At 72.9% G+C, this 12161-nt stretch carries 10 protein-coding genes; 7 read left to right on the forward strand and 3 right to left on the reverse strand.

Annotated elements, in window-relative coordinates; translation table 11 throughout:
* Positions 1-97: 97 nt before the first annotated feature.
* The 7 genes from glpX (at position 98) to WDV86_RS11755 (ending at position 8383) form a co-directional block, all read left to right on the forward strand.
* Positions 98-1150, forward strand: coding sequence for a class II fructose-bisphosphatase (glpX, locus tag WDV86_RS11725; protein WP_339567819.1), 1053 nt, complete (start codon positions 98-100; stop codon positions 1148-1150).
* Positions 1147-2124, forward strand: a complete 978-nt coding sequence (locus tag WDV86_RS11730) for a carbohydrate kinase family protein (RefSeq protein ID WP_339567820.1) — start codon at positions 1147-1149, stop codon at positions 2122-2124. The genes glpX and WDV86_RS11730 overlap by 4 nt, the downstream gene beginning before the upstream one ends.
* 271 nt (positions 2125-2395) lie before the next feature.
* Entirely contained in the window at positions 2396-3670 is a 1275-nt protein-coding gene (locus tag WDV86_RS11735; protein WP_339567821.1) for an extracellular solute-binding protein, read from the forward strand.
* Between the two features lie 9 nt (positions 3671-3679).
* Complete coding sequence (locus tag WDV86_RS11740) at positions 3680-4648, forward strand: carbohydrate ABC transporter permease (RefSeq protein WP_339567822.1); 969 nt, start codon at positions 3680-3682, stop codon at positions 4646-4648.
* Positions 4649-4651: 3 nt separating this feature from the next.
* A complete protein-coding gene (locus tag WDV86_RS11745; protein WP_339567823.1) occupies positions 4652-5515 on the forward strand; it encodes a carbohydrate ABC transporter permease in 864 nt (287 codons plus the stop codon).
* 12 nt (positions 5516-5527) lie between these two features.
* Positions 5528-6790, forward strand: a complete 1263-nt coding sequence (locus tag WDV86_RS11750) for an ABC transporter ATP-binding protein (protein WP_339567824.1) — start codon at positions 5528-5530, stop codon at positions 6788-6790.
* Positions 6791-6952: 162 nt separating this feature from the next.
* The gene (locus WDV86_RS11755) at positions 6953-8383 is read left to right on the forward strand and encodes a class II fumarate hydratase (RefSeq protein ID WP_339567825.1); all 1431 of its coding nucleotides are present in this window, start codon (positions 6953-6955) and stop codon (positions 8381-8383) included.
* A 55-nt stretch (positions 8384-8438) separates the two neighbouring features.
* Here the strand turns inward: WDV86_RS11755 and WDV86_RS11760 are convergent, their stop codons facing one another.
* From WDV86_RS11760 to WDV86_RS11770, 3 genes are all read right to left on the reverse strand, one after another.
* Positions 8439-9158 carry a hypothetical protein gene (locus WDV86_RS11760; RefSeq protein ID WP_339567826.1) on the reverse strand — a complete coding sequence of 240 codons (720 nt, stop codon included), beginning with the start codon at positions 9156-9158 and terminating at the stop codon, positions 8439-8441.
* A 372-nt stretch (positions 9159-9530) separates the two neighbouring features.
* A complete protein-coding gene (locus tag WDV86_RS11765) occupies positions 9531-10766 on the reverse strand; it encodes a PhoH family protein (RefSeq protein WP_445263053.1) in 1236 nt (411 codons plus the stop codon).
* A 584-nt stretch (positions 10767-11350) separates the two neighbouring features.
* Positions 11351-12115, reverse strand: a complete 765-nt coding sequence (locus WDV86_RS11770; protein ID WP_339567828.1) for an isoprenyl transferase — start codon at positions 12113-12115, stop codon at positions 11351-11353.
* Between the last annotated feature and the right edge of the window lie 46 nt (positions 12116-12161).

Genomic DNA, 12161 nt, shown 5'->3' on the forward strand with positions numbered 1-12161 from the left:
CCGGTGCGGCGGCACGCTCCGGACGGGGCGGCGTCGCCCGCCGATAGGCTCGCCGCCCCGGCGCGTGCCGGCACCACCCGCACGGAAGAGGTCCCCGATGACGCACGGATCGCTGCCCCCCTCGCTCGCCGTCCGCGAGCAGGCGCCCGACCGCAACCTCGGGCTGGAGCTCGTGCGCGTCACCGAGGCCGCCGCCATGGCCGCAGGCCGCTGGGTCGGGCGCGGGGACAAGAACGGCGCCGACGGTGCGGCCGTCAACGCCATGCGCCGCCTCATCAACACCGTCGAGATGGCCGGCACGGTCGTCATCGGCGAGGGCGAGAAGGACGAGGCGCCGATGCTCTTCAACGGCGAGGAGGTCGGCGACGGCACCGGCGCCGCGTGCGACGTCGCCGTGGACCCCATCGACGGCACCCGCCTCACGGCCCTCGGCATGCCCAACGCGGTCGCCGTCCTCGCCGTCGCCGAGCGCGGCGCGATGTTCGACCCGAGCGCCGTCTTCTACATGGACAAGCTCGCCACCGGCCCCGAGGCCGCCGACGTCGTCGACATCCGGCTCCCCGTGCGCGAGAACGTCCGCCGGCTGGCCCGGGCCAAGGGCACCCAGGTGGAGGACGTGACGGTCGTCCTGCTCGACCGGCCGCGGCACGAGGGCCTGGCCCAGGAGATCCGCGACGCCGGCGCGCGCATCCAGTTCATCACCGACGGCGACGTGGCCGGCGCCATCATGGCCGCCCGCCCCGACACCGGCGTGGACCTGCTGCTCGGCGTCGGCGGCACCCCCGAGGGCATCATCGCGGCCTGCGCGCTCAAGGCCCTCGGCGGCGTCCTGCAGGGCAAGCTCGCGCCCACCGACGACGACGAGCGGCAGAAGGCCCTGGACGCCGGCCTCGACCTCGACGCCGTCCTGACGACCGACGACCTGGTCAAGGGCGACAACTGCTACTTCGTCGCCACGGGCATCACCGACGGCGAGCTGGTCAAGGGCGTGCGCTACGGGCCCGGCACCATCCGCACCCAGAGCCTCGTCATGCGCTCGAAGTCGGGGACCATCCGGGTCGTCGACAGCGAGCACCGCCTCTCCAAGCTGCAGGCCTACGCCGCCGTCGACTTCACCGGCACCCGGCCCTCGGCGTCCACGGGCTCGTGAGCACGCGCGCCGGCGACCTCGACGAGGAGGCCCGCGCGTCGGCCGCCCTCGTCGTCGGGGAGGCGCTCGTCGACGTCGTCCACCGCGGCGAGGCGACCCGCGAGCACCCCGGCGGGAGCCCGGCCAACGTCGCGCTCGGCCTGGCGCGGCTGGGCCGGCCGACGCGGCTGCTGACGCGCCTCGTGGACGACGAGCGCGGACGCCGGGTCGCCGAGCACCTGGGCGCCTCGGGGGTGGTGCTGGCCGCCCCGCTCCTCCCGCCGAGCCCGACCGTCCGGACGTCCACGGCCCAGGCGACCCTCGACGCCGACGGCGGCGCCCGGTACACCTTCGACCTCGACTGGAGCCTGCGGCCGCAGGACGTGGACGCCGTGGCCGGCGCCGCCTCACCGGTCGTCGTCACAGGCTCGCTCGGCACGGCCCTCGCCCCCGGGGCGGAGCAGGTGCGGACCCTGCTGGAGACGCTGCGCCCGACGTCGACGGTCGTCTACGACCCCAACCTGCGGCCGAGCATCATCGGCGAGGCGACGTCCGCCCGTCCCGGGGTCGAGGCCCTCGTCGCGATCAGCGACGTGGTGAAGCTGAGCGCCGAGGACGCCGAGTGGCTCTTCCCCGAGCGCTCCCCCGAGGAGACCGTGCGCTCGTGGCTCGGCCTGGGCCCGGCGCTCGTCGTCCTCACCCGTGGGGGTGACGGCGCCCTCGCGGTGTGCGCCGCGGGCGAGGTGGACGAGCCCGGCCGCCGCGTCGAGGTCGCCGACACCGTCGGAGCCGGCGACTCCTTCACCGGGGGGCTCGTCGACGCGCTGTGGTCGGCGGGCCTGCTGGGCGCGGACCGGCGCGACGCCCTGGCCGCCGTGGACCTCGACGTGCTGCGCTCGTGCGTCGCGGCCGCCACCGACGTCTCGGCGGTCACCGTCTCGCGCCCCGGCGCGGACCCGCCGACCCGGGCCGAGCTGGTGGACCTCCAGGCCTGAGAGCCGCCGACCAGCGGAGCCGTGGAGCACTCGCCGAGCGCCGACGGCAGCGCCGCCTCCTGCCAGCACGCGGACCGCGACGTCTCGACCAGAGAACGGACCCGGTGCAAGTCTTTGCAGGAAGACCTGGAAGGGTCATCATTCACCGACGGTGCGACGAGGCGCCGGTCGCAGTCGACGCACCGACGCGTCGAGGTGAGGAGCTGCTATGTGGGTGCACGCTCGACCAGAGGGGCAGTGCCGCGGGCCAGGCCACAGCAGGAGCAGGAGGGTGGCCACCGCGCTGCCGGCGGCGGCCCTGGCCGGAACCCTGCTCACGGCGTGCGGAAGCGGCGACGGAGGGCCTCCGGTCGTCACCTGGTACGTCAACAACGTCGAGCAGGAGTCGCTCGCGGCCACCTGCTCGGCCGAGTCCGACAGCTACCAGATCGAGACCGTGCTGCTTCCGGCCGCAGCCAGCGGCCAGCGCGAGCAGCTGCTGCGACGGCTGGCGGCCAACGACCGGACGGTCGACCTCATGAGCCTGGACCCGCCGTTCATGGCGGAGTTCGCCAACGCCGGCTTCCTGCGGCCCTTCACCGACGCCGAGCGGGAGGAGCTCTCCGAGGGCGTCCTCGACGGCCCGCTCGAGCAGTCGATCTTCGACGACACGATGTTCTCCGCACCCTTCTACGGCAACACCCAGCTGCTCTGGTACAAGCGGTCGGTCGCCGAGGAGGCCGGTCTGGACATGAGCCAGCCGGTGACGTGGGAGCAGATCATCCAGGCGGCCGAGGACACGGGTACGACCGTCGCCGCGCAGGGACGGCGCAACGAGAGCCTCACCGTCTGGGTCAACGCCCTCGTCGAGTCCGACGGCGGCACCATCCTCGAGAACGGGTCCGAGGGACTGCCGGCCGACGAGGTGCAGCCCGCCATCGACAGCCCGGCGGGGGCCCGGGCCGCCGAGGTCATGCGCACGCTGGCGGACTCCCCTGCGGCCCCGCCGGCGCTCAGCACGGCCGGGGAGGAGGAGTCGCGCGCCGCCTTCCAGAGCGACACCGGCGGCTTCATGGTCAACTGGCCCTACGTCTGGGCCGCCTTCGCCGCCGCCGAGGATGACGGCAGCCTCCCGGCGGACTTCCGCGAGGACGTCGGCTGGACGCGCTACCCACGTGTCGACCCCGACGTCGAGAGCGCGACGCCGCTCGGCGGCATCGGCCTGTCGGTCGGCGCCTTCTCCGAGAACCCCGACCTCGCCCTCGAAGCGCTGCGCTGCCTGCGCTCACCGGAGTCCCAGACCGCCTACATGCTGGCGGCCGGGGACCCCGCGGCGTCGGCAGCGGTCTACGAGGACCCGGAGATCCAAGAGGTCTTCCCGATGTACGAGCAGATCCGCTCGGGCCTGGAGGTCGCGGCGCCGAGGCCGATCAGCCCGTACTACGGCGACGTCACGGGCGTCATCCAGGCCGGGTACCACCCGCCCGACGAGCTCAGCCCCGACGTCACGCCGCGGGCCACGGCCAACCTCATGCTCGGCGTCCTGTCCAACCAGCAGCTGCTCTAGGAGGGCATCGTGAGCACAGCAGTACCCGCCGGCGCCGCGCCGGCCCGGGAGCGCGCGACGCCCCCCGCCCCCGCGAAGGACAGCAAGAACGGCAAGAAGCCGCACTTCAGCAACCGGACCCGGCACGAGCGCCGCCTCGGGCTCATGCTCGCCGGCCCCGCGCTCGTCCTGATGGTGGCGGTCACCGGGTACCCCATCGCGAACGCCGTGTGGCTCTCGCTCTTCGACTACCGCCTCACCGCCCCGGACGACCGCACCTTCGCCGGGCTCGGGAACTACGCCACCATCCTCACCGACGGGCTCTTCTGGCGGCAGTTCGGCGTCACGGCCGGCATCACGGTCTTCACGGTGGCGATCGAGTTCGTCCTCGGCTTCGCCCTCGCCCTGGTGATGCACCGGGCCCTGTTCCTGCGCAAGACGCTGCGCACGGCGATCCTCATCCCCTACGGCATCATCACCGTGGTCTCGGCCTACGCCTGGCAGTACGCCTTCACCCCGGCCTACGGCTTCGTGAACCCGCTCATCGGGAGCGACCTCAACTGGTTCGGGGACACGCTGCCCGCACTCTTCGTCATCTGCCTCTCGGAGATCTGGAAGACGACGCCGTTCATGTCGCTCCTGCTGCTCGCCGGGCTGGCGCAGATCCCCGAGGACTACCTCGAGGCCGCCAAGGTGGACGGCGCGACGGCCTGGCAGCGCTTCCGACGGGTCGTGATGCCGAACATGAAGGGCGCCATCATGGTGGCGCTGCTGTTCCGCACGCTCGACGCCTTCCGCATCTTCGACAACGTCTTCATCATGACCCAGGGCGCCCAGGGCACCGAGACCCTCTCCTTCCTGGCCTACCGGCAGACGATCACCCGGGTCCAGCTGGGCCTGGGCTCGGCGGTGAGCGTGATCCTCGCCGTCCTGGTGATCCTCATCGCCGTGATGTTCATCAAGGGCTTCAAGACCGACCTGTCCCAGCGAGGTGCGTGAGCGATGGGTACCAAGAACCGCAAGAGCCAGCTCCTGTGGGGCGTGGGGTCGCTGCTCATCATCGCCTACGCCCTCGTCCCGGTGCTGTGGATCCTGTCCCTGTCCTTCAAGGCGGGCGACGACATTAACAACACCCAGTTCCTGCCGACGCCGCTGACGATCGACGGCTGGGACCCGGCGTCGCTCAGCCTCGACAACTACGCGACGGTGCTGTCCTCGGACCTGTTCCTGACGGCGCTGCGCAACTCCGTCGGCATCTCCCTCATCGCGACGTCGATCTCGGTGGTCGCCGCGACGCTCGCCGCCTACGCGGTGGCGCGTCTGGAGTTCCCCGGCAAGCGGGTGCTCCTGGGCGTGGCGCTGATGATCACCGTGTTCCCGATCATCGCCATCGCCACCCCGCTGTTCGACCTCTGGCGGGTCATCGGCTTGTACGACACCTGGCCCGGCCTGATCATCCCCTACCTGTCCTTCTCCATCCCGCTGTCGGTCTACGTCCTGTCGGCCTTCTTCCGGGAGATCCCGTGGGAGATGGAGCAGGCGGCCCAGGTGGACGGCGCCACGAGCTGGCAGGCCTTCCGCCGGGTGATCGTCCCGCTGGCCGCACCGGGTGTCTTCACCGCGGCCATCCTGACCTTCTTCATGATCTGGAACGACTTCATCTTCGGCATTACGCTCACCTCGAGCGAGGCCGCCCGCCCCGTGCCCGCCGCACTCGCCTTCTTCTCGGGCGCGAGCTCGTTCGAGCAGCCGACGGCGTCCATCGCGGCGGCGTCCGTGCTCGTCACCATCCCCGTCATCATCCTGGTCCTGGCCTTCCAGCAGAAGATCGTGGCCGGCCTGACCAACGGCGCCGTCAAGGGCTGAGAAGGAGACCCCATGGCCACCATCGAGATGCACAACATCGTCAAGGAGTACGGGGACGGCTTCCAGGCGGTGAACGACATCAGCCTGGACATCGCCGACGGCGAGTTCATGATCCTCGTCGGCCCGTCCGGGTGCGGGAAGTCGACGCTGCTGCGGATGATCGTCGGGCTGGAGGACATCAACGGCGGCGACATGGTCATCGGCGGCGAGCGCGTCAACGACAAGGCCCCGCGCGAGCGCAACCTCGCGATGGTGTTCCAGAACTACGCCCTCTACCCGCACCTGACGGTCTTCGAGAACATCGCCTTCCCGCTGCGGCTGGCGAAGAAGCCCGACGACGAGGTGCGTCGTCGGGTCACCGAGGCGGCCGACGTCCTGGAGCTGCACGAGCACCTGGAGCGCAAGCCCGCCAACCTCTCCGGCGGCCAGCGTCAACGGGTGGCGATGGGTCGCGCGATCGTCCGGCACGCCGAGGCCTTCCTCTTCGACGAGCCGCTGTCCAACCTCGACGCGAAGCTGCGCGGCCAGATGCGCACGGAGATCGCCCGGCTGCAGCGCCGGCTCGGCATCACGACCGTCTACGTCACGCACGACCAGACAGAGGCCATGACGCTCGGCGACCGGGTGTGCGTGCTGCGCAAGGGCGTCATCCAGCAGGTCGCGTCGCCGCGCGAGCTCTACGAGCAGCCGGTCAACCTCTTCGTCGCCGGCTTCATCGGCTCCCCACCGATGAACTTCATCCCGGCGAACGTCGAGGGCGACCACCTCACGACGTCGTTCGGGCGCATCGACCTCAGCCCCGACCGGATGGCCAAGCTCTCTGGCCACGAGCTGCTGCTCGTCGGGATCCGGCCGGAGTACTTCGAGGACGCCTCCCTCGTCGACGAGTCCAAGAAACACCTCGGCTCGGTCTTCCGGGCGCCCGTCGACGTGACGGAGTGGTTGGGCGACTCCCAGTACGCCTACATCCCCTACGAGGCGAGCCCGGAGATCACCGAGCGACTCAAGGAGCTCTCCAAGGAGCTCGACAGCGAGGCCCTGCGGACGCAGGCCATCGTGTCCATCGACGCGACGAGCCGCATCCGTGAAGGACGCGAGGCCGAGTTCTGGCTCGACAGCCGCAAGGTGCACGTCTTCGACCCCACCTCCGGGCTCAACCTGACGCGCGACGAGGACGCCGGGGCAGAGCTGACGCAGATGGCCGCCGACGACCGCGCCGAGCAGGTCAGGTACGCCCAGGAGAACCGCGAGACCGTCGGCGGCCGGGCCGGGTGAGCTGACCCGACGGCCCCACCGGGCCGACCACCGGAGAGCCCCGGGCGCCTGCCGCCCGGGGCTCCCCGCGTCCCGGGGCCCGTCGCGCCGGTCCCGCCCGTGACCGTCGTCACCCCTGGCCGTTGGTGGCTGCGCCCCCCTCCTCACGGCACGATGGCGCCCATGACGGACACGACGACGAGGCCGGCCGCCGACGCACCCGAGGGGTACCGCGTCGAGCACGACACGATGGGCGAGGTCCACGTCCCGGCGGACGCGCTGTACCGGGCGCAGACCCAGCGGGCCGTGGAGAACTTCCCCCTGAGCGGGACGACGCTGTCGCGCACCCACATCGAGGCCCTCGCCCGGATCAAGAAGGCCGCGGCGCTGGCCAACGCCGAGCTGGGGGTGCTCGACCAGGACGTCGCCGACGCCATCGCCGCCGCCGCGCAGGAGGTCGCGGACGGCGCGCACGACGAGCACTTCCCCGTCGACGTCTTCCAGACCGGCTCGGGCACGTCGTCGAACATGAACACCAACGAGGTGATCGCGACGCTGGCCTCGCGCGCGCTCGGCCGCCCGGTGCACCCCAACGACCACGTCAACGCCTCGCAGTCCTCCAACGACGTCTTCCCGACCTCGGTGCACGTCGCCGCGACGGCGGGCGTCATCCACCACCTGCTGCCGGCCCTGGACCACCTGGCGCAGGCCCTGCAGCGCAAGGCGCGGCTGTGGTCGCAGACCGTCAAGGCCGGCCGCACGCACCTCATGGACGCGACGCCCGTGACGCTCGGGCAGGAGTTCGGCGGGTACGCCCAGCAGGTCCGCTACGGCTCCGAGCGGGTGCACGCCGCGCTGGCGCGGACGTCAGAGGTGCCCCTCGGCGGGACGGCGACGGGCACCGGCATCAACACCCCCGCGGGCTTCCCGCAGCGCGTCATCGAGCTGCTGGCCACGGACACCGGCCTGCCGATCACCGAGGCGCCCGACCACTTCGAGGCGCAGGGCGCGCGGGACGGGCTCGTCGAGCTGTCGGGGGCGATGCGGACGGTCGCCGTCAGCCTCACCAAGATCTGCAACGACCTGCGGTGGATGGGGTCCGGGCCGAACACGGGCCTGGGCGAGCTGCGGATCCCCGACCTGCAGCCGGGCAGCTCGATCATGCCGGGCAAGGTCAACCCCGTCGTCCCCGAGGCCGTGCTCATGGTGTGCGCGCAGGTCGTCGGCAACGACGCCGCGACGGCGTGGGCGGGCGCCAGCGGCTCCTTCGAGCTCAACGTCGGCATCCCCGTCATGGCCCGCAACGTCCTGGAGTCGGTGCAGCTTCTCGGCGCCGGCGCGCGGCTGCTGGCCGACAAGACCGTCGACGGGCTGGAGGCCGACGAGGAGCGCGCCCGCGCGCTGGCGGAGTCCTCGCCGTCCGTCGTCACGCCGCTCAACCGCCACATCGGCTACGAGTCGGCCGCCAAGGTCGCCAAGCACGCCGTCGCGCACGGCGTGACCGTCCGCGAGGCCGTGGTCGCCCTCGGCTTCGTCGAGCGCGGCGAGGTCACCGAGGCCCAGCTCGACAGCGCCCTCGACGTCCTCGCGATGACGCGCCCGCCCCAGCGCTGACCTGCGTCGTCCCCCGGCACGTCGACGACGACGTGCCGGGGGCCGGCTCAGCGGCTCAGTACCAGTTGTAGGACTGGCTGTGGCTCCAGGCGCTGCAGGGGGTGCCGTAGACCGCGTCGATGTACCCCAGGCCCCAGGCGATCTGGGTCCGGGGGTTGGTCTCCCAGTCGGCCCCGGCGCTCGCCATCTTCTCCCCCGGCAGGGCCTGCGGGATGCCGTACGCGCTGGAGGTGGGGTTGTCGGCGTCCCACTGCCAGCTGCTCTCCTTGGTCCAGAGGCTGTCCAGGCAGGACATCTGCTCCGAGCTCCATCCGCGCTCGGCGACCATCGCCGCCGCCACCGACCGCGGGTCGCGCAGCGCGTCACGGCTGGCCTGCTCGGCCGCGCGGGCCTCCTCGGCCTCCCGCTCGGCCTGCTCGCGGGCCTCCCGCTCGGCCTGGTCGCGAGCCTCCCGCTCGGCCTGCTCGCGGGCGAGCCGCTCTGCCTCCTCCTGGGCGCGCTCCGCCGCGACCACCGCGGCCGACTGCTTCGCCTGGTCCAGCCGGGCGGCGTCACGCTGCGCGGCGGTCTGCTCGACCTCCTCCACCGCAGCCGCGAACGGGTCTGTCACCGGGGAGCTCGCCGTGACGGCGCCTGTCCCGGCGGCGACGACCCCCAGGCCCAGCACGCCCGCCAGGGCGACGCGCGCCGGGCGCCCGTGCCCTGCCCGAAGCAGGGCACCGACCAGGCCCTGCGCGGGCCGGTGCGGCGGCGCTGCGTGACGGGCGGCGCTCACCGGGCGACCGGTGCCCGCCGGTGACGCCCCCGCGCCGGCCGTCGCGTCGGAGGTGCCCCTCGGGACGGCGTGGCGGGCGGTGCGGCGGGGGGCGCGGGGCAACGGGTGACCTCTCCTCGGCGCACCCCGGCGGCGCGCGACGGGGGTCACCGTGCATCACGGAATGGTCACGGGTCAAAGCGCGGGCGTGACGTCCGACGTCGACGACCGCCGCCGACGTCACCATCGGTGACGACGGGCGACCGCCATGTCACCGTCGCGGGCCCGCGCACCCACCTCTTACCCTGAGGCGGTGACCCCGTGTGACCCGTCGGCGCACGTTGAGAAGGGGTGCGTCCCGCCTCCCGATCCGCTGGGACGACGCCGGGAGGCCTAGGGCTCCAGACCCTCCAGCAGCTCGGTGACGAGCGCCGCGACGGGCGAGCGCTCGGAGCGGGTGAGCGTCACGTGCGCGAAGAGCGGGTGCCCCTTGAGCTTCTCGATGACCGCCGCGACGCCGTCGTGCCGGCCGACGTGGAGGTTGTCGCGCTGGGCGACGTCGTGGGTGAGCACGACGCGGCTGCCCTGGCCGATCCGGGAGAGCACGGTGAGCAGCACACCGCGCTCCAGCGACTGCGCCTCGTCGACGACGACGAAGGCGTCGTGCAGGCTGCGGCCCCGGATGTGGGTGAGCGGCAGCACCTCGAGCAGCTCGCGCTCCATCACCTCCTCGACGACCTCGGGGCTGACGAGCGCACCGAGGGTGTCGAAGACGGCCTGCGCCCAGGGGCCCATCTTCTCGGCCTCGGTGCCGGGCAGGTAGCCGAGGTCCTGGCCGCCGACGGCGTAGAGCGGCCGGAAGACGACGACCTTCTTCTGCGTCCGGCGCTCCAGCACCGCCTCGAGCCCGGCGCACAGGGCCAGCGCCGACTTGCCCGTGCCCGCGCGCCCGCCGAGGCTCACGATGCCGACGTCGGGGTCGAGCAGGAGGTCCACCGCGATGCGCTGCTCGGCGCTGCGGCCGTGGACGCCGAAGACGTCGCGGTCCCCGCGCACGAGCTGCACCGACTTGTCGGGCGCCACGCGGGCCAGCGCCGAGCCGCGCGGGCTCGTCAGCACGAGGCCGGTGTGGACGGGCAGCTCGGCGGCGTCCAGGTGGTCCAGGTGGCCCTCGCCGTAGAGGACGGCCATGTCGGCCTCGCCGAGCTCCATCTCCGTGAGCCCGGTCCAGCCGGAGTCGACGGCGGCGTCGGCGCGGTACTCCTCGGCGGGCAGGCCGAGCGCCGAGGCCTTGACGCGCATCGGCATGTCCTTGCTGACGATGACGACGTCGCGCCCCTCGGCGCCGAGGTTGCGGGCGACGGCGAGCACGCGGGAGTCGTTGTCCCCGAGCCGGAGACCGGCGGGCAGGCCGGAGGGGTCGACGTGGTTGAGCTCGACGTGCAGCGTGCCGCCGGCGCTGCCGACGGGCACGGGGCCGTCGAGGCGGCCGTGGGTGCGGCGCAGGTCGTCGAGCAGCCGCAGCGCCGTGCGCGCGAAGTAGCCGACCTCGGGGTGGTCGCGCTTGGCCTCCAGCTCGACGACGACGACGAGCGGCAGGACGACCTCGTGCTCGGCGAAGCGCAGCATGGCGCGGGGGTCGGACAGCAGCACGGAGGTGTCGAGGACGTAGGTGCGCACGGCGGTGTCGGCCACGGTGGTGCTCCTCACCCGCCCGCGCGCAGCCGCGCGGGCGGCTACTCGTCGGTGTGGTCCAGGCGGGATGCCTGGTGGGGTCGCAGGGCGGGCGGCAGTGGCAGGAGGGTTGCGGGTGGGAAGCCTCCGGGCGGGAGAGCCGCTGGCGGAATGGCGGTGCGCACGCAGGCGGGCGTCACTTCTCGTGGACCAGGCGCACGGAGCGCGAGAGGGCCTGCCGACGGGCTCGGCCTGCCCCACGAGACGCTCGGCTGCAGCACTCCACCTCCCGGGCGACGGGCCCCCCGTCGCCGTCGCCGACGCTACGCCGCCCGCCGTCCGCGCGGTGGAGGTCGGGGCACAAGCGCCCCGCCGGCGCGTCGCGATCACCCATCCGGTCACCCACCACCCCCTGCGTGACCGTGACGCGCCCCGCCCGACTCCCACACCCCATGCAAGACCGTGACGCGCCCCGCCCCGCTCTCACGCGACGAGTCGCGTCGCGGACGAGAAGGACGGCGGGCGAGGCAGACGGCGCCTCAGCGGCCGTAGCGCCGCTCGCGGGCGGCGTAGGCGCGCAGGGCCCGCAGGAGGTCGACGCGGCGGAAGTCGGGCCACAGCGCCTCGCAGAAGTAGAACTCGCTGTTCGCGCTCTGCCAGAGGAGGAAGCCGGACAGCCGCTGCTCCCCCGACGTGCGGATGACGAGGTCGGGGTCCGGCTGGCCCTTGGTGTAGAGGTGCTCGGCGATGTGGTCGACCGTGACCACCTCGGCCAGCTGCTCGAGGCTCCCGCCGCGGTCCGCGGTGTCGCGCAGGAGCGAGCGGACGGCGTCGGCGATCTCCTGCCGGCCGCCGTAGCCGATGGCGACGTTGACGTGCATCCCGCCGTCCTCGGGGGTGCTCGCCGCGGCGTCGGCGAGGCGCAGCGCCATCGCCTCGGGCAGCAGGTCCAGGGCACCGATGGGGTGCACCCGCCATCGACCGGTCTCCGCGAGCCCGAGGACGGCGCCCTCGATGATGTCGAGCAGCTCGGCGACCTCCTCGGGGTCGCGCCGCAGGTTGTCCATCGAGAGCAGGTAGAGGGTGACGACGCCGACGCCGGCGTCTTCGCACCACCCCAGGAAGTCGATGATCTTGTCCGCGCCGCGCTGGTGGCCGTGCGCGGAGGCGAGCCCGGACTTCTTGGCCCAGCGGCGGTTCCCGTCGAGCATGACACCGACGTGGTGCGGACCACCCGTCGTCGGCCCGACGTCGCCGGCGAGGCGGCGCTCGTAGGCCCGGTAGAGGAGATCGCGCAGGGCCACGGCTTCCACGCTACTCCGGGGCCGTCGAGACACCGGCCCGAGCGCC

Origin of the sequence: Pseudokineococcus sp. 1T1Z-3 (assembly GCF_037482365.1) — a bacterium.
Lineage (GTDB): Bacteria > Actinomycetota > Actinomycetes > Actinomycetales > Quadrisphaeraceae > Pseudokineococcus.